Origin of the sequence: Streptomyces sp. AK02-01A (genome assembly GCF_033795305.1) — a bacterium.
GTDB lineage: Bacteria > Actinomycetota > Actinomycetes > Streptomycetales > Streptomycetaceae > Streptomyces.
The window spans coordinates 219626-245064 of the sequence record NZ_JARBAE010000005.1 but is presented as its reverse complement, the minus strand read 5'-3'; the positions used below and the strand labels follow the sequence as shown (position 1 = coordinate 245064).

The 25439-nt window shown below is 71.1% G+C and carries 19 protein-coding genes; 17 read left to right on the top strand and 2 right to left on the bottom strand.

The features are described 5' to 3' along the window. The first annotated feature begins 62 nt into the window (after positions 1 to 62). The 4 genes from PV679_RS08400 (at position 63) to PV679_RS08385 (ending at position 4936) form a co-directional block, all read left to right on the top strand. A complete protein-coding gene (locus PV679_RS08400) occupies positions 63 to 878 on the top strand; it encodes a TlyA family RNA methyltransferase (protein WP_319679436.1) in 816 nt (271 codons plus the stop codon). Continuing rightward, positions 875 to 1780, top strand: coding sequence for an NAD kinase (locus PV679_RS08395; RefSeq protein ID WP_319679435.1), 906 nt, complete (start codon positions 875 to 877; stop codon positions 1778 to 1780). Before PV679_RS08400 ends, PV679_RS08395 begins: the two co-directional genes overlap by 4 nt. A gap of 136 nt (positions 1781 to 1916) precedes the next feature. Next, positions 1917 to 3662, top strand: a complete 1746-nt coding sequence (recN, locus tag PV679_RS08390; RefSeq protein ID WP_319679434.1) for a DNA repair protein RecN — start codon at positions 1917 to 1919, stop codon at positions 3660 to 3662. Between the two features lie 191 nt (positions 3663 to 3853). Next, on the top strand, positions 3854 to 4936 hold the full coding sequence (locus tag PV679_RS08385; RefSeq protein WP_319679433.1) for a glycosyltransferase family 4 protein: 1083 nt from the start codon (positions 3854 to 3856) through the stop codon (positions 4934 to 4936). Positions 4937 to 4947: 11 nt separating this feature from the next. Here PV679_RS08385 and PV679_RS08380 read toward each other — a convergent pair whose 3' ends face one another. Continuing rightward, positions 4948 to 6576: a PucR family transcriptional regulator gene (locus PV679_RS08380; RefSeq protein WP_319679432.1), complete on the bottom strand. Its 1629-nt coding sequence runs from the start codon at positions 6574 to 6576 to the stop codon at positions 4948 to 4950. A 416-nt stretch (positions 6577 to 6992) separates the two neighbouring features. On the opposite strand from PV679_RS08380, the gene PV679_RS08375 reads away from it, so the two are divergent. The 4 genes from PV679_RS08375 to PV679_RS08360 all read left to right on the top strand — a co-directional run bounded on the left by PV679_RS08375 (position 6993) and on the right by PV679_RS08360 (position 10860). After that, positions 6993 to 7898 (top strand): SDR family oxidoreductase, encoded by a 906-nt coding sequence (locus PV679_RS08375; RefSeq protein ID WP_319679431.1) that lies wholly within the window; start codon positions 6993 to 6995, stop codon positions 7896 to 7898. Positions 7899 to 7995: 97 nt separating this feature from the next. Next, positions 7996 to 9633, top strand: a complete 1638-nt coding sequence (locus PV679_RS08370) for a phosphotransferase (RefSeq protein ID WP_319679430.1) — start codon at positions 7996 to 7998, stop codon at positions 9631 to 9633. Positions 9634 to 9660: 27 nt separating this feature from the next. Further along, complete coding sequence (locus PV679_RS08365) at positions 9661 to 10026, top strand: hypothetical protein (RefSeq protein WP_319679429.1); 366 nt, start codon at positions 9661 to 9663, stop codon at positions 10024 to 10026. A gap of 135 nt (positions 10027 to 10161) precedes the next feature. After that, the gene (locus tag PV679_RS08360; RefSeq protein WP_319679428.1) at positions 10162 to 10860 is read left to right on the top strand and encodes an HAD-IA family hydrolase; all 699 of its coding nucleotides are present in this window, start codon (positions 10162 to 10164) and stop codon (positions 10858 to 10860) included. A 132-nt stretch (positions 10861 to 10992) separates the two neighbouring features. On the opposite strand, the gene PV679_RS08355 is transcribed toward PV679_RS08360, so the two are convergent. Beyond that, a complete protein-coding gene (locus PV679_RS08355; RefSeq protein ID WP_319679461.1) occupies positions 10993 to 12801 on the bottom strand; it encodes a glycoside hydrolase family 15 protein in 1809 nt (602 codons plus the stop codon). A gap of 401 nt (positions 12802 to 13202) precedes the next feature. On the opposite strand from PV679_RS08355, the gene PV679_RS08350 reads away from it, so the two are divergent. The 9 genes from PV679_RS08350 (at position 13203) to PV679_RS08310 (ending at position 25225) form a co-directional block, all read left to right on the top strand. Beyond that, positions 13203 to 14861 (top strand): CTP synthase, encoded by a 1659-nt coding sequence (locus PV679_RS08350; protein WP_319679427.1) that lies wholly within the window; start codon positions 13203 to 13205, stop codon positions 14859 to 14861. A 123-nt stretch (positions 14862 to 14984) separates the two neighbouring features. After that, positions 14985 to 15611: an NUDIX hydrolase gene (locus PV679_RS08345; RefSeq protein WP_319679426.1), complete on the top strand. Its 627-nt coding sequence runs from the start codon at positions 14985 to 14987 to the stop codon at positions 15609 to 15611. A 733-nt stretch (positions 15612 to 16344) separates the two neighbouring features. Next, positions 16345 to 18684, top strand: coding sequence for a tetratricopeptide repeat protein (locus PV679_RS08340; RefSeq protein ID WP_319679425.1), 2340 nt, complete (start codon positions 16345 to 16347; stop codon positions 18682 to 18684). A gap of 144 nt (positions 18685 to 18828) precedes the next feature. Next, positions 18829 to 19944 carry an alanine dehydrogenase gene (ald, locus tag PV679_RS08335; RefSeq protein ID WP_319679424.1) on the top strand — a complete coding sequence of 372 codons (1116 nt, stop codon included), beginning with the start codon at positions 18829 to 18831 and terminating at the stop codon, positions 19942 to 19944. Between the two features lie 381 nt (positions 19945 to 20325). Beyond that, positions 20326 to 21447, top strand: a complete 1122-nt coding sequence (locus PV679_RS08330; protein WP_319679423.1) for a ParA family protein — start codon at positions 20326 to 20328, stop codon at positions 21445 to 21447. Further along, positions 21444 to 22013, top strand: coding sequence for a hypothetical protein (locus PV679_RS08325; protein ID WP_319679460.1), 570 nt, complete (start codon positions 21444 to 21446; stop codon positions 22011 to 22013). Before PV679_RS08330 ends, PV679_RS08325 begins: the two co-directional genes overlap by 4 nt. A gap of 49 nt (positions 22014 to 22062) precedes the next feature. Next, a complete protein-coding gene (locus PV679_RS08320; RefSeq protein WP_319679422.1) occupies positions 22063 to 23274 on the top strand; it encodes a segregation and condensation protein A in 1212 nt (403 codons plus the stop codon). Then, complete coding sequence (scpB, locus tag PV679_RS08315; protein WP_319679421.1) at positions 23271 to 23924, top strand: SMC-Scp complex subunit ScpB; 654 nt, start codon at positions 23271 to 23273, stop codon at positions 23922 to 23924. The genes PV679_RS08320 and scpB overlap by 4 nt, the downstream gene beginning before the upstream one ends. Next, a complete protein-coding gene (locus tag PV679_RS08310) occupies positions 23924 to 25225 on the top strand; it encodes a pseudouridine synthase (RefSeq protein ID WP_319679420.1) in 1302 nt (433 codons plus the stop codon). Before scpB ends, PV679_RS08310 begins: the two co-directional genes overlap by 1 nt. The last annotated feature ends 214 nt before the right edge of the window (positions 25226 to 25439 follow it).

The following is a 25439-nucleotide window of genomic DNA, read 5'->3' as shown; positions in this document are numbered from 1 at the left end:
CCTCAGGGCCATCCGGCGCCCCGTGACCTTTCTCGCGCACGACCACAGGAGCTGAACCGAACGTGGCAGGACTGGCACGCCGCCGTCTCGATGCCGAGCTGGTACGCCGTAATCTCGCACGCTCGCGAGAGCACGCGAGCCAGCTCATCGCCGCAGGCCGGGTGACCGTCGGCGGCGCCACCGCGACCAAGCCCGCCACGCAGGTCGAGACCAGTGCGGCCGTCGTCGTCACCGAGGACGACGGCGACCCCGACTACGTGTCGCGCGGCGGACACAAACTCGCGGGCGCGCTGGCGGCCTTCACGCCGCTCGGACTGGAGGTCCGGGGCCGGCGGGCGCTCGACGCGGGCGCGTCCACCGGTGGCTTCACGGATGTCCTGCTGCGGTCCGGCGCCGGCCGTGTGATCGCCGTGGACGTCGGTTACGGACAACTCGCCTGGTCGCTGCGGAGCGATGAGCGCGTCGTCGTCAAGGACCGCACCAACGTACGTGAGTTGACGCTCGACGCGATCGGCGGAGAACCGGTGGATCTGATCGTCGGCGATCTGTCGTTCATTCCGCTGGGTCTGGTGCTGCCCGCGCTGGTGGGCTGCGCGGCTCCGGACGCCGATCTTGTACTGATGGTCAAACCGCAGTTCGAGGTGGGCAAGGAGCGGCTGGGCAGCGGAGGCGTCGTACGCAGTCCCGAGCTGCGCGCGGAGACTGTCCGGGCCGTGGCGCGGCGGGCGGCCGAACTCGGGCTCGGAGTACGGGGCGTCACGGCCAGCCCACTGCCCGGCCCCTCCGGAAACGTCGAGTACTTTCTGTGGCTCCGAGCCGGAGCGCCCCAACTCGATCCGGCGGATGTCGACCGTGCAGTGGCGGAGGGACCCCGTTGACCACGAACGCAGAACGCACCGTATTCCTGCTGGCTCACACCGGCAGACCCGCGGCGATCAGAAGCGCCGAACTTGTTGTGAACGGACTGCTGCGCAACGGCATCGGTGTGCGGGTCCTGGCCGCCGAGGCGGTCGATCTGCCGCTGCCGCCGGCCGTCGAGACGGTCCCGGAGGGCACCGACGACGTGCTCGACGGCTGCGAACTGCTGATCGTGCTCGGCGGGGACGGGACGCTGCTGCGCGGTGCCGCGTTCGCGCGGGCCTCGGGCGTTCCCATGCTCGGTGTCAACCTCGGCAGGGTCGGCTTCCTCGCCGAGGCGGAGCGCGACGATCTGGACAAGGTCGTCAACCGGGTGGTCACCCGTGCGTATGAGGTTGAGGAGCGGATGACCATCGATGTCGTCGTGCACAGCAACGGCGATGTCGTCCACGAGGACTGGGCGCTCAACGAGGCGGCCGTGCAGAAGGTCTCGCCCGAGCGGATGCTCGAAGTCGTTCTGGAGATCGACGGCCGGCCGGTGACCGGTTTCGGCTGTGACGGGATCGTCTGCGCCACTCCCACCGGGTCGACGGCATATGCCTTCTCGGCCGGCGGACCGGTCGTCTGGCCGGAGGTCGAGGCGCTGCTGATGGTGCCGATCAGCGCGCACGCGCTCTTCGCGAAACCGCTGGTGACCTCGCCGACCACGGTGCTCGCGGTGGAGGTGCAGGCGCACACTCCGAACGGCGTCCTGTGGTGCGACGGGCGCAGGACCGTCGAGCTGCCGCCCGGAGCGCGGGTCGAGGTACGGCGCGGAGCCGTCCCCGTGCGGCTCGCCCGGCTGCATCACGCGTCGTTCACCGACCGGCTGGTGGCCAAGTTCGCGCTGCCGGTCTCCGGCTGGCGAGGTGCGCCGCACTGAGCGAGGCGCGCTTCCGGGCCGATCGCGCGCGTACGGAATCCATGGCGGCGGCCCGGCCGGAAGCGGCGAACACTGCCCGGTCGGGCGAACCGGGGGTGGGGTCCGTCGCACGGCGGGGCCAGGACCTCGTATGGTCATGACCGTGTTGGAGGAGATGCGGATACGGTCGCTCGGAGTCATCGACGACGCGGTGGTCGAGCTGTCGCCCGGTTTCACCGCGGTGACCGGTGAGACGGGCGCGGGCAAGACCATGGTCGTCACCAGCCTGGCGCTGCTGCTCGGCGGGCGCGCCGATCCCGCGCTGGTGCGGATCGGCGCCAAGGCGGCGGTCGTGGAGGGACGGCTCACCATGACCGCCGGCTCGTCCGCGGCCGTACGCGCGGAGGAGGCCGGCGCGGAGCTGGACGACGGCACACTGCTCATCAGCAGGACCGTCTCGGCCGAGGGGCGCTCGCGCGCGCATCTCGGCGGGCGGTCCGTGCCGGTGGCTGTGCTGACCGAGCTGGCGGACGACCTCGTCGCCGTACACGGCCAGACCGACCAGCAGGGCCTGCTGCGGCCCGCGCGGCAGCGTCAGGCCCTGGACCGGTACGCGGGCGACGCGGTCGCCGGGCCCCACACCACCTACGCGGCGGCCTACCGCAGGCTGCGGGCCGTGGCCACGGAGCTGGAGGAGCTGACCACCCGGGCCCGGGAGCGTGCGCAGGAGGCCGATCTGCTGCGCTTCGGGCTGAACGAGATCGCCGGTGTGGAGCCTCGGGCGGGAGAGGACACCGAGCTCGCCGCGGAGGCCGAGCGGCTTGGTCACGCGGAGGCGCTGGCCTCCGCGGCGGCCATCGCTCACGCGGCGCTCGCCGGTAATCCGGAGGACCCGGAGGGCGTCGACGCGACGACGCTCGTCGCGGGCGCCGGACGGGCGCTGGAGGCCGTACGGTCCCACGACGCCGCGCTCGCCGGGCTCGCCGACCGGATGGGAGAGATCTCCATCCTGCTGGCGGATGTGGCGGGTGAGCTCGCCGGATACGCGGACAATCTGGACGCCGATCCGCGGCGGCTCGCCGCGGTGGAGGAGCGCCGGGCCGCGCTCACCGGCCTGACGCGCAAGTACGGCGAGGACATCACCGCCGTCCTGGCCTGGGCCGAGGAGAGCGCCGCCCGGCTCACCGAGCTGGAGGGCGACGACGACCGGATCGGCGAGCTGACGGCCGAGCGCGACGGCCTGCGCTCCGAACTGTCCTCGCTCGCCCAGGCGTTGACGGACGCCAGGACGGAAGCGGCGGCGCGGTTCGCGGAGGCCGTCACGGCGGAGCTGGCCTCGCTGGCCATGCCGCACGCGCGGGTCTCGTTCGACATCCGGCAGACCGAGTCCGCCGACGAGGTCTCCGGCATCGAGGTGGGCGGACGTCCCGTGGTGTACGGGCCGCACGGCGTGGACGAGGTCGAGCTGCTGCTGGCGCCGCATCCGGGCGCCCAGCCGCGCCCGATCGCCAAGGGCGCCTCGGGCGGTGAGCTGTCGCGCGTGATGCTCGCCGTCGAGGTGGTCTTCGCGGGCTCCGATCCCGTGCCGACCTATCTCTTCGACGAGGTCGACGCGGGTGTCGGCGGCAAGGCCGCGGTCGAGGTCGGCCGCCGGCTGGCGAAGCTCGCCAAGTCCGCGCAGGTGGTGGTGGTGACCCATCTTCCTCAGGTCGCGGCCTTCGCCGACCGTCAGCTACTGGTCGAGAAGACGAACGACGGCTCGGTGACGCGCTCGGGTGTGACGGTCCTGGAGGGCGAGGACCGGGTGCGCGAGCTGTCACGGATGCTGGCCGGCCAGGAGGACTCGGAGACGGCCCGCGCCCACGCGGAAGAACTGCTGGCCACGGCACGCGCGGACGCGTGACACCGGCCGGAGGCCCCGGCGCGCGGCCGGTCGGCGCGGGCCCGTCGCCTCGCGCCTTCACCCGTGCGAGTGATCCCGGACGCGGAGTTGAGGCACCGGACACAAGAACGACGCACCGGCGGTGCCGGAACGTGCGTACGGACTGGCATCCTTGACGGAGTCCCCGATCCCGAACCAGGAGCCTTGGCCACGTGACACAACTGCGTACGGTCCAGGTGCTGGGCGGCGGCAGTGCGGGCAGCAGCGCGCACGTCCGGTCGCTGGCGGCGGGTCTGGCCGCCCGGGGCGTGCGCGTCACGGTGTGCGCACCCGCCGAACTCGACCGCGCGTACGACTTCCGTGGCGCCGGGGCGCAGCACGTTCCCGTACCGCGGCGCGGCGATCCGGCGGCCGTCGCGGCCCTGCGCGCCGCCTGCGCCGGTGCGGACGTGGTGCACGCGCACGGGCTGCACGCCGCGGTACGGACCGCGATCGCGCTCGGCGGCCGGCGCGTACCGCTGGTCGTCACCTGGCACACCCGTCCGTTCGAGGAGGGACCGCGGGCTCATCTGACGCGGCTGCTGGAGCGAAGGGCCGCCAGAGCGGCGGCCATTGTGCTCGGTACGTCCTCGGAGCTGGTCGACCGGGCCCGTGGCAGCGGAGCGCGGGACGCCCGTCTCGTGCCGGTCGCGGTGCCCGCTCCGCGCCGGCCGGCCGACGCCTCGGAGAGCAAGGCCCGTGCGGAAGTCGGCGCCGTCGGACGTCCGTTACTGATGGCCGTCGGCTCCCTTGCGCCCAACCAGGGATACGACACCCTGCTGGACGCCGCCAGGACCTGGCGCGGTCTCGACCCCGCGCCGCTGCTTGTCATCGCGGGAGAGGGCCGCGAGCGCGGCAGACTGCAACGCCGCATCGAGAACGGCGAGCTGCCCGTGCAGCTCATCGGCCGCCGGGACGACATCACCGAGCTGCTCGCGGCCGCCGACCTCGCGCTGCTGCCCAGCCGCTGGGAGGCTCGCTCCATCCTCGCGCAGGAGGCGCTGCGGCTCGGTGTCCCGCTGGTCGCCACGGCGGTCGGCGGCATTCCCGAACTGGTCGGCGACGCGGCGGAACTCGTGCCGTACGGTGACGCCGCGTCCCTGTCCGAAGCCGTGCTGAGGCTGCTCGGAGATCCGGAGCGCCGGCGGGAACTCGTGGCGGCGGGACGGACGCAGGCGGCGACCTGGCCCACGGAGGACGAGACCGTCGCCCAAGTGCTCTCCGTGTACGACGAGTTGACGCTGCCGACGCGCTGAGGCCGACGAGGTCACGGCGCGTGGCGGCGGGCTCTCAGGGCCAGGCTCAGCGCCAGCACGGTCTCGGGATCGTCCAGGTCGGTGCCGAGCAGTTCGGCGATCCTGGCCAGCCTGTTGTAAAGCGTCTGGCGGTTGAGACGCAGCTCGCGCGCGGTCTCGGCCTTGCGGCCCGCGTGCGCCAGATAGACCTCCAGGGTCGGCAGCAGCGCCGGTCTCGACACGTGGTCGTGCGCGCGCAACGGGCCGATCGCCCGGTCCACGAAGGCCGCCAGATCGGGATGCTCGCGCAGCCGCCACAGCAGCAGGTCGATATCGAGGCGCCGCGCGTCGTGCCACGGCCGGTCGGGCAGGCCCTGGGCCGCCGCCGCGGTCTCCGCCGCGTGCCGCAGCCCCGCGCTCGCCGCGGCCCAGCCGCCCGGGACTCCGACCACCACCACCGGCGGCCGCGCGCCCGCCCGCTCCAGACCGGCCCGCTCCACTCCGGCCCGCAGCGCCGTCGCGACCCGGTCGGCCACCGCCGTACGTTCGGACTCCGAGCGCAGCCCGAGCAGGAGCGGCACCCGGCCCTCCACGGGCCGTACGCCCAGCAGCACCGGCACTCCCACCGACGACAGCTCTTCCAGAACGGCCCGCGCCAGCAGCGCCCAGTTGCCCGACGGCGACAGTTCCGACGCCAGCCGCATCACCACCGGCAGCAGCGGTCCCGCACCGGGCTTGAAGCCCAGCACCTTGGCCTGCGCCGGAGCGTCCTCCGCGAGGATCCGGCCCGCCGCGAGATCGTTCAGAAAGTCGCCGCGACCGCGCGCCGCCAGCTCTTCCTCCTGGCGGGCCTGCATCAGCACGACCGCGAGAATGCCCGCCGCCCGCTCGGCCGCCATCCGGTGCACCGGCAGCAGCGGCGCCGACACGGCGGGCAGCACCAGCCGCGCGCGCACCGCGCCCGTACCGTGACCGCCGCCCGGCACATCCACCAGCACCGTGCCCGTCGGCGGTTCCTGGGCCCGTGCCGACCGCCGGCCGCGCAGCCCCTCCCAGATCTGCAACGGGTCGGCGGCGGCCGGAGCGGCGCCGGAAGCCGCGGCGTACAGCAGCCGCCTCTCCGCCGTCTCCAGAAAGACCGGGTTGCCCGCGAAGTCCGCGAGGATCCGGAGGACCTGTGGCACGCCTCCGCCGTCCAGCAGCGCCTCCGTGCACTGCCGGTGGACCTCCTCGGCCTGCCGCAGCAGCGCGTAGTGGCCGTTCACGATCTCGGTGTGGACCTCTTCGGTCACCGAGACGAAGGGCACCTCACGGTGGAGCTGTACGAGCGGCAGTCCGGCCGCGCGGGCCGTCTCCACGATCGTCGCCGGCAGCCGGTCGAAGCGCGGCCCCAGCTCCACCACCAGCGCCGCGATCCCGCGCTCGGCGAGCCCGCGGACAAAGGCCCGCTGCTCGGCGGGCCGGGTGCCCAGGCCGAGACCGGTGGTGAGGAGCAGCTCGCCGCCCTTGAGCAGCGAGGCGATGTTCGGGACCTCGCCCGCGTGCACCCAGCGCACCGTACGGTCCAGCCGGTCCGGGCAGGCGACGACCTCCGGGAGGCCACCGCGGAGTCCGGGCAGCTCAAGCGCCCGCCGCACGGTGATTCCGCCCTGAGTGTCCATGAAGCCGGAGGCTACCCGTCGATATGGTCCCGGAGCATCCAGGCCGGTCGCCGCTCCTCGTACGGGGCTCCGCGCGGGGCATTCCGGACTCCGTTCCGCCGCCGTCGGAAGGTGGCGGCCGGGCTCCTGGGCCGCGCGGGGAATGGTTGACAGCGGCCCGACGCGCCAGCAATCATGGTCATGAATTTGGGAGCGCTCCCAGAGTGCGCTGAGGCAATGCCGCCTCGCGCAGGGACTCTCCTCGGCAGCCACTTCCTCTTCCGCAGGATCCCCACGTAACCGCTGCGGCTCCGTGCCGCGCGGCTGTCCGATCGGAACGGTTAAAGCTCCGTCGCGCACACCCGAGGACGGCCCCAGCGGCCGTGACCGGTGCCGACGGTTCCGCCGACGCCCCCCGGGGTGGAGAAGAGAACGACATGCCTCGCAGAATCCTCGTGACCGGCGCAAGCGGCATGCTGGGCACGGATATTGTCACGGCGCTGAGCGCCGGAAATGAAGTGACCGGGTGGTCGAACACCCAGCACCATCCGGATTATCGGCGGATCGACGCCACTTCCCGTCGTCAGGTCGACCAGTTCTTCGCGGAGAACTCCCTCGACATTTGTGTGCACTGTGTCGCCAACGCCGATGTGCAGGCGTGCGAGAGCGACCCCGAGTCAGCGGCCCGATTAAACGCGGAGACGACCAGGAATGTCGCCGAAGCGTGTATCCGCCACGGCGTGAAGCTGGTGTACATCTCGACGGAATACGTATTCGACGGCGCCGCTCCGGACGGATACACCGAGAGCCACACTCCCCGGCCACTACAGGTCTATGGCCGAACCAAACGGCAGGGTGAGATCCACGCGTCCCGCGTCCCTGGCCAGTTGACCGTCCGCCTTCCGGTGCTCTACGGCGGCCGTGTCCCGGGCCGTGGGCCGACCTGGACCGAATCCCTTCTGCACGCGCTGGAGCGCGACACCCCGGTGGAACTGGACGATCGGTTCGAGCGCCAGCCGACCTGGACACGGGACATCGCCGGGCTGCTGGACCGCGCCATCGGCCGGGACCTGGAGGGCATCCTTCACATGGCCAGCCAGGAAGGGATGACGAAGTACGCCTGGGGCCGGAGGATCGCGGCGGCGGCGGGCCTGCCGACGTCCCTGCTCCGTCCGCTGCGCACGCCGCCACCGGCATCCGGGATCGCGAAGCCCGTCCGTCCCTGGCTGAGCGCGGCACGGCTGGAACTGCTCGGAATGCGCCCGCCCGCGGGTGTCTCCGAACGCGTCGGTCCCTTTCTCCGGTCGATCGAGGCCGGCAGGACCGACAGCGCGCGTCGGTAGCCATCGAGCTCCGGGCGGCTGCGGCCGGTATGTCCCGGCCTTCCCGGATCCTCGGCACAGATCTCGCACGTCACATCATTCCTGAAGGAGAAATCCGGTGGAAATCATCGTGCGCAACACCGTGTGCCCGCAGCACCCGGATACATCTGTCGGCGTGCTTTCCCGGGTGCGAGACGCCGTACTGGACGGAACTCTCGGCCATGTCACCGTCTTCACCGGAGAAACGGCCGCCGAAAACGAAGAAACCGCTCTGTGGCCCGGCGTATTGCGGCATGTCGTGGCGGCCGAGGAGAAAGAGCGGTCGCGATCGCTGACCGGCGAACTGCGCGACGGCAGCGGCAGCGTCCTCATTCTTGACTGCGCCTGTGACATCCGCGCCGGTGTGCTGCCGGCTTTCGCGAACCTGGGCACGGCGACCGTCCTGGTGACCGAGCGGGAAGACCTCGGAAACCGGCTGTACGCCATGACCCGCCGGGAAGGAAAGCTGGCGCTGATCCTGGAAGGGCTGGGCACCAGCGGCGCCTTCGGCTACCTCGGAGCGCTGTTCCTGACCGAGCGGGACCGAGCGGCCCTGTGCGCGATCCTGGAGGAGGGCGGCTTCCGGCTTCCCTGGCAGACGGTGGTCAGCCGGCTGGCACAGCGGACCCGCGTCCAGTGCGCGGCTCTGACGCGGGACGTCCATGGAAAGGACGTGGTGGTCGGAAGCTCGCTGGCCGGTGGCTCCCATGCCCGGACCTATATACGGCTCCATCCCGCGTCCGGACGTCGCACGGTCCGCAAGGAGGCGGTGGGCGCCGGCTGCGGCAAGCTGACCGAGGAGATCGGCTGGCTGCACGGTCTCGAAGCGACCGCCGGCCGCCATTTCCCGGACGTCGTCGAATCCCGGATCGAGTCGCACGGTGTCTCGATGGATCTGGCCTACCACCATCTGCCCACGCTGCGGCGGCTGATCCTGGCCGGAGAGGTCGACGAGGAGGAGGCGGCGCGCTGGACGCGCCGGACACTGGCCACGCTGAGACGCGATCTCTATCCGGTCGGGCACAGATCCGCGCCGGACGACTATGTGCGGCGCACCCATCTGGACCGTATCGAGCGAAGACTCGCGGAGACCGCGGCGGCACTTCCCGACCGGCGGCGGCTGTGGACCGCGGACACGGTCCGGGTGAACGGTGTTTCCTTACGCGGAGTCCAGCACCTGGTCACCGCCGTGGCCAACGACCAGGAGGCACTGCGGATACTGACGCCGGAGCGTCTGGTCCGCACCCACGGCGACCCTCACTTCGACAACATCCTGATCGACAGGGACAACCACCGGTTCTTCCTGATCGATCCCAGAGGCAACTCCGGCTATGACGTCGCCTACGACCTCGGCAAGATCTGGCACTCCGTCAACTCCCTGTACGACCTGATCCACGACGGTCATGTACGGGTCGAGGCGGGCGACGACGAGATCAACTACACCTTCACCTCTCCGCGCCTGGTCGCTTTCTACCGCGGCGTGCGGGAACGGGTCCACGCCTGGCTGCTGGCGACGAACTGGGCCCAGGACGACGCTCATTGGCTGCTCAAGGTGCGCCTGGCGGAGGCCGCGCACATGTGCAGTGTCATGCCCTTCCACATAGTCCGCGACGCGCGGGAGACCGTCGCTCTGGCCTGCTACGCGCGCGGCCTCGAACTCCTCAACAGCCTGTACGAGGACGTGACGGCCGCGACCGCCACCGCCCGGGTGGCCTGACATGACCGAGGGAAAGGAGGGGATGGGATGCGTGTCGTGCGCTCCGCGGACCTGACACCGGACCAGCGCCCGGACGGACGGACCGTGCTGTCTCTGCTCGACCTGCCGGTGGACGTGCCGGTCGACCGGGCGGCGGTTCTGCTGGTCGAGCACCCGGCCGGCTTCACGGAGGAGAAGCACCTCCACCGGTATCTGTACGAGATCTTCTACTTCCTCGACACCGCCGACTACTGGGTCAATGACATCCGGATCCGGCTGCGCGCCGGTGACCTGCTGGTCCTGGAACCGGACGATCTGCACGGCGCGCTGCCGGTTCCGCGTCCGGTCCGGCTGATCGTCTTTCATGTACCCAAGGTGCCCGGCGACAAGGTGCCGGCGCCGCGTCCCTCATGACGGCTCGGCCGGCCGGCTGACAGCGGCACGACCGACCGGGACGGCCCCTGCCACGGCGCGGGCCGTCCCTCGGGAGCAAGGCCCTTCCACCATGAGGGCAAGGCCCTTCCACCACGAGGAAAGAGGAGAACACCTGTGACGATCAAGGGCTGCATGTTTGACTTCTCGGGCACGCTGCTGCGGGTCGAGGCGACGGAGAACTGGCTCCGCGCGGTGCTGGACGACGCGCGCGTGCCCGTCACCGGCGCCGAAGTCGCCGAGTACGCGGGACGGCTGGAGCGGCTGGGCGCGTTGCCCGGCGGGATCTCGCCGCAGGTGCTGCCGCGCCATCTGGAGCGGTCGTGGGCCGAGCGCGATCTGACGCCCGAATGCCATCGCGCCGTGTACACCGGACTGGCCAGGCAGGCCGAACTGCCGTGGGGCGACACGGTGTACGAGACCTTGTACGCCCGCCATATGACACCGGCCGCGTGGAATCCGTACCCGGACACGGCCGAGGTCCTCCGCGAACTGCGGCAGCGCGGAATTCCGGTGGCGGTGGTGAGCAACATCGGCTGGGATCTGCGGCCGGTCTTTCGCGCGTACGGGCTCGACGCCCTGGTGGACACATTCGTGCTCAGCTATGAACACGGAGTCCAGAAGCCCGATCCACGGCTGTTCCGGACGGCCTGCGAACTGCTCGGGCTGCCGCCCGAACAGGTGGCCATGGTCGGAGACGACCGGCGGGCGGACACCGGCGCGGCGGCGCTGGGCTGCCCGGTCCATCTCGTCGACCATCTGCCGGTCGACCAGCGTCCCGACGGCCTGCTTCCGGTGCTCGACCTGGTCGGCTGACCGGAGCGGAGGCCGGCTCCCGAGCGGCCTGAAACCGCCGGCGACCGCTGTGCCGGGGCCGGTGGACATCCCACCGGCCCCGGCACAGCGCGAGTGGGCCGGTCTCCGAGGACCGGCCCACAACAGGGCTCGTCAGCCGCCGTACGCGCCGGAGGCCGTCAGCCGCAGCGCCGTGTCGATCAGCGGCACATGGCTGAACGCCTGCGGGAAGTTGCCCACCTGGCGCTGGAGCCGGGAGTCCCACTCCTCGGCCAGCAGCCCCAGATCGTTACGGAGACTGAGCAGCTTCTCGAAGAGCTTGCGGGCCTCGTCCACCCGGCCGATCATCGCCAGATCGTCGGCCAGCCAGAACGAGCAGGCCAGGAAGGCGCCCTCGTCGCCCTGCAGACCGTCGACGCCCGCGTCCTCGCCCGAGGTCGGATAGCGCATGACGAAACCGTCCTCGGTGGACAGCTCCCGCTGGATCGCCTCGATCGTGCCGATGACCCGCTTGTCGTCCGGCGGCAGAAAGCCCATCTGCGGAATGAGCAGCAGTGACGCGTCCAGCTCCTTGGAGCCGTACGACTGCGTGAAGGTGTTCCGCTCCTTGTCGTAACCCTTCTCGCAGACATCATGATGGATGTCGTCCCGCAGCTCGCGCCAGCGCTCCAGCGGCCCGTCGGCGTCGCCGGACTCGATCAGCTTGATCGTCCGGTCGACCGCGACCCAGGCCATCACCTTGGAGTGCACGAAGTGCCGGCGCGGCCCGCGCACCTCCCAGATGCCCTCGTCCGGCTGGTCCCAGTGCTTCTCCAGATAGCGGATCAGCTTGAGCTGGAGCACCGAGGCGTAGTCGTTACGGGCCAGACCGGTCATGTGCGCCAGATGCAGCGCCTCGGTGACCTCGCCGTACACATCGAGCTGGAGCTGGTGCGCGGCGCCGTTGCCGACCCGGACGGGGCCCGACTGCTCATAGCCGGGCAGCCAGTCCAGCTCCGCCTCGCCCAGCTCCCGCTCACCGGCGATGCCATACATGATCTGGAGGTTCTCCGGGTCGCCGGCGACCGCGCGCAGCAGCCACTCACGCCAGGCGCGGGCCTCCTCGCGGTAGCCGGTGCGCAGCAGCGAGGAGAGCGTGATCGCCGCGTCGCGCAGCCAGGTGTAGCGGTAGTCCCAGTTCCGTACGCCGCCGATCTCCTCCGGCAGCGAGGTCGTCGGCGCGGCGACGATCCCGCCCGTCGGCGCGTAGGTCAGGGCCTTGAGAGTGATCAGCGAACGGACCACTGCCTCCCGGTAGGGGCCGTGATACGTACAGTGCTCGACCCATTCACGCCAAAAATCGGAGGTCGCTTCGAGCGAGCCCTCGGGATCGGGCAAAGCGGGCGGTTCCCGGTGCGAGGGTTCCCAGCTGATGGTGAAGGCGATCCGGTCGCCCGGTGCCACGGTGAAGTCGGAGTACGTGGTGAGGTCCTTGCCGTACGTCTCCGCCGTGGTGTCCAGCCAGACCGAATCCGGCCCGGCGACGGCGACCGTGCGGTTGCCGACCTTGTGGACCCACGGCACCACGCGTCCGTAGCTGAAGCGCATCCGCAGCGAGGAGCGCATCGGCACGCGTCCGCTGATGCCCTCCACGATCCGGATGAGCTGCGGAGCGCCGTCACGCGGCGGCATGAAATCGGTCACTCTGACCGTGCCGCGTGGCGTGTCCCACTCCGATTCCAGAATCAGCGAATCTCCGCGATAGCGGCGCCGTGAGGACGGCGGCGGTGCGGAACCCGCGGGATGCGCGGGCCCGAGCCGCCAGAAACCGTGTTCATCGGTGCCGAGCAGAGCCGCGAACACGGCATGCGAGTCGAAGCGGGGCAGGCACAGCCAGTCGACTGTGCCGTCCCGGCAGACCAGGGCAGCGGTCTGCATATCTCCGATGAGTGCGTAATCCTCGATGCGCCCGGCCACGTGCATCTCCAGTCGAACGGCCACGTCCGCCCCGCGGGGCGCTTACTGCGGTCAAGGGTCGTTGACGAGCTCTTTTTCCGGGAAATCGGGCGGGGTGGTGCCGTTTGCCGGCCGGACTCGGCAGCGAATGTCCGAGCAGGATACGACGCACCTCGGAGATCCGCGCCACGGTCCCGGCAACATCGGTCCGCCGAACGGGTGAGCCAAGGGTGACACAACGGAAAGGTGTGATGACGCGTGGCCGGAAGCAGCCTCTCCTGGGCGCTGATACCCTGGTAGCCCGTGGACCGGTGGACTCCCTGCGACGCAACGGGGCCCCGAACCCGCAGCGACGGCAGACCCTTCACCCTTCGACAGGGAAGCCGGCACGCACCTCAGACCGCGACCACGGGAGCCCCCTCTTGGCCATGCCGACCCGATCCTCGACATCCTCGACGACCAAGCACATCTTCGTCACCGGGGGTGTCGCATCCTCCCTCGGCAAGGGCCTGACCGCCTCCAGTCTGGGTGCGCTGCTCAAGGCGCGCGGTCTGCGGGTCACCATGCAGAAGCTCGACCCGTACCTGAACGTCGACCCCGGCACGATGAACCCGTTCCAGCACGGTGAGGTGTTCGTCACCAACGACGGTGCCGAGACCGATCTGGACATCGGGCACTACGAGCGCTTTCTCGACGTGGACCTCGACGGCTCCGCCAACGTCACCACCGGCCAGGTCTACTCGCAGGTCATCGCCAAGGAGCGGCGCGGCGAGTACCTCGGAGACACGGTCCAGGTCATTCCGCACATCACCAATGAGATCAAGCACCGGATCCGGCGGATGGCGACTGACGACGTCGATGTCGTCATCACCGAGGTCGGCGGGACGGTCGGCGACATCGAGTCGCTGCCGTTCCTGGAGACCGTCCGGCAGGTGCGTCACGAGGTGGGCCGCGACAATGTCTTCGTCGTGCACATCTCGCTGCTGCCGTACATCGGGCCGTCCGGCGAGCTGAAGACCAAGCCGACCCAGCACTCGGTCGCGGCCCTGCGGAACATCGGTATCCAGCCGGACGCGATCGTGCTGCGCGCCGACCGTGATGTGCCGCTCTCGATCAAGCGCAAGATCTCGCTGATGTGCGATGTCGACGAGGCCGCCGTGGTCGCCGCGATCGACGCCAAGTCGATCTACGACATCCCGAAGGTGCTGCACACCGAGGGCCTGGACGCCTATGTCGTGCGCAAGCTGGACCTGCCGTTCCGCGACGTGGACTGGACGGTCTGGGACGATCTGCTGGACCGGGTCCACAACCCGGACCACGAGGTCACGGTCGCGCTGGTCGGCAAGTACATCGACCTGCCGGACGCTTATCTCTCGGTCACCGAGGCGATCCGCGCGGGCGGCTTCGCCAACAAGGCCCGCGTCACAGTGAAGTGGGTCACGTCGGACGACTGCAAGACTCCGGCGGGCGCGGCGAAGCAGCTCGGCGACGTCGACGCCATCTGCATCCCCGGCGGCTTCGGCGAGCGCGGTGTGACCGGCAAGGTCGGCGCGATCCAGTACGCCCGGGAGAACAAGGTCCCGCTGCTCGGTCTCTGTCTCGGCCTCCAGTGCATCGTCATCGAGGCCGCGCGGAATCTCGCCGAGATCCCCGACGCCAACTCCACCGAGTTCGACTCCGGCACCGCGCATCCGGTGATCTCCACCATGGAGGAGCAGCTCGCCTACGTCGAGGGCGCCGGAGACCTGGGCGGCACGATGCGGCTCGGCCTCTACCCGGCCAAGCTCGCGGAGGGCTCGCTGGTGCGCGAGACGTACGACGATCAGCCGTATGTCGAGGAGCGCCACCGCCACCGCTACGAGGTCAACAACGCCTACCGCGCGGAGCTGGAGAAGAAGGCCGGTCTGGTCTTCTCCGGCACCTCTCCCGACAACAAGCTGGTCGAGTACGTGGAGTACCCGCGCACCACGCATCCCTATCTGGTCGCCACCCAGGCCCACCCGGAGCTGCGTTCCCGGCCGACCCGGCCGCACCCGCTCTTCGCGGGCCTGGTGAAGGCCGCGGTGGAGCGCCGGCAGGGCCAGTAGCGGGCGGCCCACGGGGAGAATGGCCGCGCTCGGCCAAGCGATACGGTGGGAGCCGGGGCACGGGTCTTTCGAGGCCGGTGCCCCGGTTTCCGCGTTTGCGCTGCCATGTGGGAGGACGCTTTCATGATCATCAAGGACGCCCCCGAGGAATGGCGGGTCACCGCGACGTCGACGCCCTTCCGCGGCAACAAGACCAGTGTCCGTACGGATCATGTGGTCATGCCGGACGGTACGGTGCACTCCCGCGACTACCAGGTGCATCCCGGCTCGGTGGCGATCGTCGCGCTGGACGACGAGGACCGGGTCGTCGTCCTGCGCCAGTACCGCCATCCCGTACGCCAGAAGCTCTGGGAGATCCCGGCCGGTCTGCTCGACGTACCGGGCGAGAACCCGCTGCACGCGGCGCAGCGCGAGCTGTATGAGGAAGCCCACGTCAAGGCCGAGGACTGGCGGGTCCTGGTGGACGTCTACACGTCGCCCGGCGGCTCCGACGAGGCGGTACGGATCTTTCTGGCCCGTGATCTCTCGGAGGCGGACGGCGAGCGCTTCGCGGTCTCCGAGGAGGAGGCGGACATGGAGCTGGCCCGGGTGAAGCTGGCGGAGCTGACCCGAGGTGTGCTCGCCGGTGAGCTGCACAACACCTGTCTCGCCGTGGGTGTCCTGGCGCTGACCGCGGTACTGGCGGGTGACGGGCTGGAGACGCTCCGGCCGGCGGACGCGCCATGGCCCGCCCGTCCGTTCGAATCCTGAGCCGGTTTCTCGGTCCTCCAGCGTCTCTCCAGCGCCGCTCCGGGAGCGCTCCAGCGGTTCTCCAGCGCTCGTCCAGTGATCCTCTGGTCTGAAGAAAAGCTGATCCGATTGGGGGATTTACCGGCCGCGCTCTCCCGGTTTGGTCGCAGAGAGTGAACTACGCTCGAAGCGCCCGCGCGGAGACCCGCCGGGCTCGGCTCGTGCGCAGGACGGAGCGTGGCCCGTGACGGATCAGGCGGTGGACTTGAACGGCCCCGGCCGCGCGCGTGCGACGGGGCAGACAGCCGGTTCCGCGGAGGACCCGGAGGAGCCGGCCGGTTCGGCGGACGAGACGCCAACCGGCCTGGAAGCGGGCGAATCTGACGGTCCGTCGAAGAGGCGGTGGCGCTGGGCCAGGCCGGCCAGGCGGAAGCCGCCGGCGGAGAATCCGGAGCCGACGGGTCCGGCCCGGGTGAAGGTCCCGGAGGGACCGGAGGACCCGGACGCTCTCGCGGATGACGCGGACGGTTCCGCGCCGGGCCGGATTACGGAGGGTGGCGACTCGGCGTCTTCGGCGCCGCGAGGAGCGGACAAGAGCGCGTCGAAGTCGGCCGACGGCGGGAGCGGTGAGCACGGGAGCGCCGAGAACGCCGTGGACGCCAAGAAGACAGAGAAGACAGAGGGGCCGGGGGCGCGTGGTGCGCCCACGGGGGGAGCGGACGGCGCGCAAGCGCCGCGGGGAGATACCGGGGACATGAGCGGGTCGGTGGCGCGTGGCGCGGACGGGATTCCGGAGGAATCCCGCTCCGCCGCGGCGGCCGGTGTGCCGGAGGCCACGAGCGGCCCGCTGGCGCACGGCGGAAGCGTGGCAGAACCTGACGCCACGGCAGGGCCGGACGGCCCGGACGACCAAGGCGGGCCTCCGGCGGCGCGCGGAGTGGTCGACGCGGCCGCCGGTCTCCAGGCCGGTGACCCGGCGGCGACCGCCCCGGGCGCCCCGCCACGGCCCTCGGTGGGACGGCCGTCGCTCACCCGGCCCTCGGCCACCAGGCCGCCCCGGGCGCCCGCGCGGCGCGTCGACACCCGGCCCGTCCCGAGCCGGGCGCGTCCCGCTCACGAGGGCCGGTTCTTCGGCCGGGAGCGCGAGCTCAAGGCGCTGCTCGGTGACATGGAGCGGGCCGGGCTCAATACGATCTCCGGGCGCAAGGAGCCCCGCGCGCGGGTCCTGCTGATCGCCGGACGCCCCGGCGCCGGACGTACCGCGCTGGCCGAGGAACTCGCCGGGCAGCTCCGGGACAGCTATCCGGACGGAGTCGTGCGGACCCGGCTGACCGAGCCCGGCGGCGAGCGGGTGCCCACCGAGCGCACCGCCCGGGACATCCTCGGCGTGTTCGACATCGCCACTCCGCCCGGCGCCGACGAGGACGAGCTGTCCCAGATGGTGCGCGAGGCGCTGGCCGTACGGCGGGTGCTGCTGCTCCTCGACGACGCCGCCGACGCGGAACAGGTCGATCCGCTCGTGCCCGACAACCCGGACTGCCTGGTGGTCGCGGTCGCGCAGGGCCCGCTCACCGGCATCCCGGACGTACGCCCGTGCACCCTCGGCGGCATGGACGCCAAGGCCGCCGTCGAACTGCTCACCCAGTACACCGGCGCTGTGCGGATCACCGTCGATCCGCAGGCCGCCGAATCCCTCGCCGAGGAGTGCGGCGGCCAGCCCGCCGCGCTCGTCCTGGCCGGCGGCTGGCTGGCGGCCCGTCCCACCGCGTCGGTCGCCGACGCGGCCAAGCGGCTGCGCGCGCTGCCGCACGACTCGGAACGGCCTCTGGGCGACCGGCCGCTGGCCCGGTCCTTCCGGCTGGTGTACGAGAGCCTGCCCGCGCCCGCCGCGCGGATACTGCGACTGCTGGCACTCGCTCCCGCCGGTCTCGCCGACGCGCACACCGCCTCGGCGCTGGCGGGCTGCACGGTCTCGGCCGCCCGGAAGACGCTGGACGACTTCACCGCGCTGGGGCTGCTCAGAACGGTCGGCGACCAGTACGGAGTGCCGGGCTGTCTGGTACCGCTGCTGCGCGACCTCGTCGAGGAGAAGGACCGGCCCGGCGAGGTGCAGCTCGCCCGCGCCCGGATGCTGGAGCGGACCGTACGGCTGCTCCAGTCCTGCCGCGCGGTCACCGAACCCGACGGCTCGCCGGCCCGCAGGAAACTGGCCGGACTGCCCCGCGCGCTGCGCTTCCCGAACGCCGACGCGGCGGCCGAGTGGCTGCGGCTGCGGCAGCCCGCGCTGCTGGCGTCCGCCCGGCTCGCGGTCGCCGACGGCGAGCTGGACACGCTGGCCCGCCGGCTGGTGGCCGCGCTGGTCCGCGCGCTGGCCGCGCACCGCGGCACCGAGGCCGCCGCGCCCGAGCTGTACGGGCTGCACCAGCTCGTCCTCGACATCGCCGCGCGGCGCGGACTGCACCGCGAGCAGGCCGCCGCGCTGCTGAACATCGGCGATCTGGACGCCCAGACCGGCCGTACGCACGACGCGCTCGCCCGCTACCGGGCCGCGCTGGACGCCGGACGGGCCGCCAATGACTTCTACGCGACCGGCCGCGCGATGGAATCCGTAGGCGGCGCCTACCAGGATCTGGAGGAGTGGCAGCGCGCCGCCGACTGGTACGGAAGAGCGCTCGCGCAGCGGCAGAGCCGTGGCGAGCGGGCCGACGAGGCCAGGCTGTACGGCCGCCTCGGCACCGTCCACACCTACGCGGGCCGCTACGGCGAGGCGCTGCGCCACTGGCGGGCGGCCGTCGCGGGCTACCGCCGTCTGCGTGATCTGCCCGGCCAGGCAAGGGCGTTGAGCGAGGCGGCCCGGGTCCAGGAGTACGCGGGCCGGCCGTACGAGTCGCTGCGTACCTGCCAGGAGGCGGTGGAGTGGGCCCGGCTGGCCGACGACGTACGGCTGCTGGCGGCGCTGCAGCTCCGGCTGGCGGACACCCTGGACCGGCTCGGCGATCCGACCGCGGCCAGGCTGCATCGCAGTGCGGCCGAACGAATCCTGGAAACGGAGGATCCTGCCTACGAAATCCGTAGCGGTTCGACCGGGGAATAATGCTTTGCAAGGCTGGACAGTGGGAAGTCCTTCATTAGACTGGCTCCGCCGCTCCTACTCGCGGTGTCTTCCCGTGCGCCTCGCGGCGCCCGGCCATGTATGGGATTGCCCCGGAATCCCCTGAGTCAAGGACCGTGATCTGCCGTGTTGGTCGGTATCCCCCGCGAGGTCAAGAACAACGAGTTCCGGGTGGCCATCACCCCCGCCGGTGTGCACGAGCTGGTGCGCCACGGCCATCAGGTCGTCATCGAGCGGAACGCCGGCGCCGGCTCGTCGATCACGGACGACGAGTACACCGCCGCCGGCGCGCGGATCCTGTCCACCGCCGACGAGGTCTGGGCCGCCGCGGACCTGCTGCTGAAGGTCAAGGAACCGATCGCCGAGGAGTACCCCCGGCTACGCAAGGGCCAGACGCTCTTCACCTATCTGCACCTCGCCGCGTCCCGCGCGTGCACGGACGCCCTGCTGGACTCCGGCACCACCGCCATCGCCTACGAGACCGTCGAGACCGCGAACCGAGCGCTGCCGCTGCTCGCGCCGATGTCCGAGGTCGCGGGCCGGCTGGCCCCGCAGGTCGGCGCGTACCACCTGATGCGCTCGGCCGGCGGTCGCGGTGTCCTGCCGGGAGGCGTCCCGGGTACGGCGGCCGGCCGGGCCGTCGTCATCGGCGGCGGTGTCTCCGGCTGGAACGCCACACAGATCGCCGTCGGCATGGGCTTCCATGTGACGCTGCTCGACCGTGACATCAGCAAGCTGCGCGAGGCCGACCGGATATTCGGCACCAAGGTCCAGACCATCGTCTCCAACGCCTTCGAACTGGAGAAGGCGGTCGTCGAGGCGGACCTCGTCGTCGGCGCGGTTCTCATCCCCGGCGCCAAGGCGCCGAAGCTCGTCACCAACGAGCTGGTCGCCAAGATGAAGCCCGGAAGTGTACTTGTCGACATTGCGATTGATCAGGGTGGCTGCTTCGAGGATTCGCGTCCCACGACGCACGCGGAGCCGACCTTCCCCGTCCACGGCTCGGTCTTCTACTGCGTGGCCAACATGCCGGGCGCGGTGCCGCACACCTCCACGTACGCGCTGACCAACGCCACGCTGCCGTACATCGTCGAACTCGCCAACCGCGGCTGGGCCGACGCGCTGCGCCGGGATCCGGCTCTGGCCAAGGGCCTCAATGTCCATGAAGGCCAGGTGGTTTACCGTGAGGTCGCCGAGGCGCATGGACTGGATCACGCCGAATTGAGTGCGCTTCTGGACTGATGCGTCAACGCGCGTCGTCAACTTCACGCCAACGGCCGGATCTTGCTGCGCGAGGTCCGGCCGGATGTGTACCCGGCCGCGTCCGGGCCCCCGATCAACTCACTCCGAACGTAACCTTTCAACCGATTCGCACACCGCGGAAACATGAGCGCCATGCCGTGGTGAGAGGCTGGTGCGCCCTTGACAGAGAGGTGTTCGGTCGCCGACACATCGGGCCGGGTCCGGCGGATTGTGTTGCTGCGAAGCGGTGACACGCCATAGAGTCGCCAACCGTCGGCATAGTGCCACGCTGACCTATCGATAAGTTTCCTGGTCACGTCCAAGGAGGTAAGACGACTTGTGAATGAGTCGACATTTACTCCCGGGGGTGGTCAACCAGGAATGCCTGCGAGGGGCCAGAGCCCGTCGTCCGGGTTCGAGGCTGTCGGCTCCGTCGCTGTCCGCACCTTCGCCACCCACCAGCACATGACGACAGCCCACCAGATGATGGACGGCCAACACGTGAACGCCATGGCCGGCAACGAGGGTGGCCGAGAGTCCACTCCCTTCGCCGACTACGACGAAGTGCCCGAGGGGCACTTCTACGACCCCGACGCCGAGTACGAGCCCGACCCCGAGTACGCGGCCACTCTCGCCCCCGACGCCGCACGCCAGCGCCGCGAGCGGATCGGCCCGACCGGGCGTCCTCTGCCGTACTTCCCTATCCCGGGCCCGCTCACCGACCACGGCCCCGCGACGATCATCGCGATGTGCAACCAGAAGGGCGGCGTCGGCAAGACCACGTCGACCATCAACCTGGGTGCCGCGCTCGCGGAGTACGGCCGGCGCGTGCTGCTCGTCGACTTCGACCCGCAGGGCGCCCTGTCGGTCGGTCTGGGCGTCAATCCGATGGAGCTCGACCTCACGGTCTACAACCTGCTCATGGAGCGGGGCATGGCGGCCGACGAGGTCCTGCTGAAGACCGCGGTGCCCAACATGGACCTGCTGCCGAGCAATATCGACCTCTCGGCCGCGGAAGTGCAGCTCGTCAGCGAGGTCGCGCGCGAGTCCACGCTCCAGCGGGCGCTGAAGCCGCTGATGCAGGACTACGACTACATCGTGATCGACTGCCAGCCGTCGCTCGGTCTGCTGACCGTGAACGCGCTGACCGCCGCGCACAAGGTGATCGTGCCGCTGGAATGCGAGTTCTTCGCGCTGCGCGGAGTGGCCCTGCTGACGGAGACCATCGAGAAGGTCCAGGAGCGGCTCAACCCGGAGCTGGAGCTCGACGGCATCCTCGCGACGATGTACGACTCCCGTACGGTGCACAGCCGCGAGGTCCTCGCGCGCGTCGTCGAGGCGTTCGACGATCACGTGTACCACACGGTGATCGGGCGGACCGTGCGCTTCCCGGAGACCACGGTCGCCGGTGAGCCGATCACGACATACGCCTCGAACTCCGTGGGCGCCGCCGCGTATCGCCAGCTCGCCAGGGAGGTGCTCGCCCGGTGTCACGCCGAGTGAGTCTGCCCGGGGCCGACGAGCTGTTCCGTACCACCGGTGGCACGGCGCTGCAGTCGTCGTCGCCCGCGGACCGGCGGCGGAACGCGAACGGCGAGCCCCGGGTGCCGCCTCCGGCGGGAGAGAGCGGTCCGGCCGGCGAGACGGCGGGCTCACCGGCCTCCGCCGAGGAGCACTCCGCCGCGTCGGCGGACTCCGCGGAGTCACCCAGGAGCCGTACGGCCGACGCGGAACAGGCGGCCGCGTCGGTGAAGGGCCGCCGGCCGCAGGACGCCGCCTCCACCGGTGCGGCGCAGGCCGCCGCGCAGCAGGGCGGCCAGCAGCGCCGCCGGGGCCGCGGTGCGAACCGCCGTCCCAGCGGGCGGGAACGGCACGACGAGAAGATCACGGTCTATGTCTCGGCCGAGGAACTGATGGACCTCGAACACGCACGGCTGGTACTGCGCGGTGAGCACGGTCTCGCCGTGGACCGCGGGCGGATCGTCCGCGAGGCGGTCGCCGTGGTCCTCGCGGACCTCGAATCACGCGGCGACGCCAGCATCCTCGTACGGCGCCTGCGCGGGCGCTGACGATAGCCTGCGCGGGCAGCTCCCACGCTCCCCGCCTCCCAGGACCGCGATGCCCCCGCCTCCCGACCAGAACCGCCAGCCTCGCCGCTCCCTGGGCCGGGGCCCAGGAGCGGCGAGGCCCGCGACGGCCGGCGGAGCGGCGGCGCGGACGCGCCCGGAAGAGGCCCCGGAGCCGGTCGCCGACGCTGCGACCGTGCCCGCTGAGGCCGGCTCCGCGCCTGTGGAGGCCGCGCCCGGCTCCGAACCGGATGAAGCCCTCCGGCCCGCTCCCGACGAGCCGCCGGCGCGAGAGCCGTCCTCGGCACCGCCACCGGAGAGCGCCGGTCCCGCCGCGAAGGACGCCGCCGACAGGCGCGCCGCCGACGAGGGCGGTGACGGCCGGTTCACGGTGCGGCTCGCCAACTTCGAGGGCCCCTTCGACCTGCTGCTCCAACTCATCTCGAAGCACAAGATGGATGTGACCGAGGTCGCACTCTCCAAGGTCACCGACGAGTTCATGGTGCACATCCGCGCCATGGGACCGGACTGGGATCTCGACCAGACCACGGAGTTCCTGGTGGTCGCGGCGACCCTGCTGGATCTCAAGGCCGCCCGGCTGCTGCCCGCCGCCGAGGTGGAGGACGAGGCGGACCTCGCCCTGCTCGAAGCGCGGGACCTGCTCTTCGCACGGCTGCTGCAGTACCGCGCGTACAAACAGGTCGCGGAGATCTTCAGCACGCGACTGGAGGCCGAGGCCCGGAGATATCCGCGTACCGTCGGGCTGGAACCACAGCACGCCGAGCTGCTTCCCGAGGTCGTGATCAGCATCGGGCCCGAGGGCTTCGCGAGGCTCGCCGTGAAGGCGATGCAGCCGAAACCCAGGCCGCAGGTGTACGTCGATCACATCCACGCGCCGCTCGTATCGGTGCGGGAGCAGGCGGCACTGGTCGTCGCGATGCTGCGGGAGCGCGGCGAGACGAGCTTCCAGGAACTCGCCGAGGGCTCCGCCGACACGCTTACGGTCGTCGCGCGCTTCCTGGCGCTCCTGGAGCTGTACCGGGAGCGGGCCGTCGCCCTGGACCAGGAGGAGGCTCTCGGGCCGCTGATGGTCCGCTGGACGGGCGGGAACGACGACGCGGCGCCGGCCGTGAGCGACGAGTTCGACGGCGAGGACGGCGTGAGCGACGAGTTCGACGGCGAGGACGGCGTGAGCGACGAGTTCGACGGCGAGGACGGCGGTCCCGGCGGGACGACGGACGGGACGAGCGAGGAGAAGGCATGAGCGCCGAGCAGCGGAGCACGAGCACCGGCACGGTCGCGGAGCTCGGCCTCAAGCCCGCACTGGAGGCGGTCCTCATGGTCGTCGACGAGCCCGCCACCGAGGAGCACCTCGCCAAGGTCCTCGACCGTCCCCGCCGGGCCGTCGCGGACGCGCTGCGGGAGCTGGCCGACGAGTACACCGTCCAGCGCCGCGGCTTCGAGCTGCGGCTGGTCGCCGGCGGCTGGCGGTTCTACACGCGGCCCGAGTACGCCGAGGCCGTCGAGAGCTTCGTACTCGACGGCCAGCACGCCCGGCTGACCCAGGCGGCACTGGAGACCCTCGCGGTCGTCGCGTACCGCCAGCCCGTGAGCCGTTCCCGGGTCTCGGCCGTACGCGGAGTCAACTGCGACGGCGTCATGCGCACCCTCCTCCAGCGCGGGCTGGTCGAGGAGGCGGGCGCGGAACACGAAACAGGTGCGATCCTGTACAGGACGACGAACTACTTCCTGGAACGGATGGGCCTGCGAGGCCTGGACGAGCTCCCGGAGCTCGCGCCCTTCCTCCCCGAGGCGGACGCGATCGAGGCCGAGACCCTGGAAGGTGTTCCGTCGTTCGATCCGGACGCACCGGACGCCCCGGACATTCACGTAGACGACAAGACGGACATTTAATGCGAAGTAGCGGCAGGAACAGCGGAAGCGGCAACCGGAGCGGCGGGAGCGGGAACGGAAACGGCGGCCGGAGCGGCGGGAGCCGGGACTTCCGTGGCTCCGGCGACGGAAACGGCGGCCGGAGCAGCGGCGGTGGTGGCCGGAGCGGCGGTGGCGGCGGCAGCCGTGACAGCCGTGACAGCCGTGACTACCGTGCAACCGCCGGCGGTGGACGGGACGAGCAGCCGAAGCGTCCGTCCCGGCCCCGTCCCGAGGAGCGCCGTTACGACGTGGGCCGCTCCGGTCCCACCGGTGGTTCCGGCGCGTCCGGTGCTCCCGGCGGTTCGCGCCGCTCCGGCGAGTCCTCCGGCGACGGCGCGCGCCAGGGCGGTGCCCGCGGCGCCGCGGCCCGTGGTGGTGCCAAGGGCGGTCCCAGGCCCTCGCAGAGCGCGGGCGGCCGGACCGGCGGCCCGCGCCGAGGCGGCCAGGGCGGCCCCGCCCGGCCCCGCGAGCTGGACGCCAAGATCGAGCAGCGCAACCGCGACCGGTACGCGGAGCGGCCCTCGGTCAAGACGCCGAGGACCAACCCCGGTGCCGAGGAGGAGGGTGAGCGACTGCAGAAGGTCCTCGCCCGCGCCGGTATGGGTTCGCGCCGCGCCTGCGAGGAGCTGATCGAGCAGGCCCGCGTCGAGGTCAACGGCGAGGTCGTCCTGGAACAGGGCATGCGCGTCGACCCGGACAAGGACGAGATCAAGGTGGACGGGCTGACCGTCGCCACGCAGTCGTATCTCTTCTTCGCGCTGAACAAGCCGGCCGGTGTCGTCTCCACGATGGAGGACCCGGACGGCCGCCAGTCCCTCGGCGACTACGTCACCAACCGTGAGACCCGGCTCTTCCATGTCGGACGGCTCGACACCGAGACCGAGGGCATCATCCTGCTCACCAACCACGGTGAGCTGGCCCACCGCCTCACGCACCCCAAGTACGGCGTCAAGAAGATCTATCTGGCCGCGATCCAGGGCCCGCTCCCGCGCGATCTGGGCAAGCGGCTCAAGGACGGTATCCAGCTTGAGGACGGCTACGCCAAGGCCGACCACTTCCGGGTCGTGGAGAACACCGGCAAGAACTACCTCGTGGAGGTCACGCTCCACGAGGGCCGCAAGCACATCGTCCGCCGCATGCTCGCCGAGGCCGGTTTCCCGGTCGACCGGCTCGTCCGGACGTCCTTCGGCCCGATTCCGCTGGGCGACCAGAAGTCCGGCTGGCTGCGCCGTCTCACCAACACCGAGGTCGGCATGCTGATGAGGGAGGTCGGGCTGTAAGGGCTGTCCCGTAGTCCCTGGTGGATCAGCGCGCGGCGCCGGATGCGGTGGATCGCACGGCGGAGGGACGCTCGCATACGGGATGTGTATCCGGGCGTTCCGACAACGCGGCGAGGCGCCGTAGCTGTCGTCGCGCGCCCGCCGGGGATGACGGGACAGACCTTAGCCCGCACTCCGACACCGCCGGTGCCCGCCGGCGCTCGCGGTCCGGAAG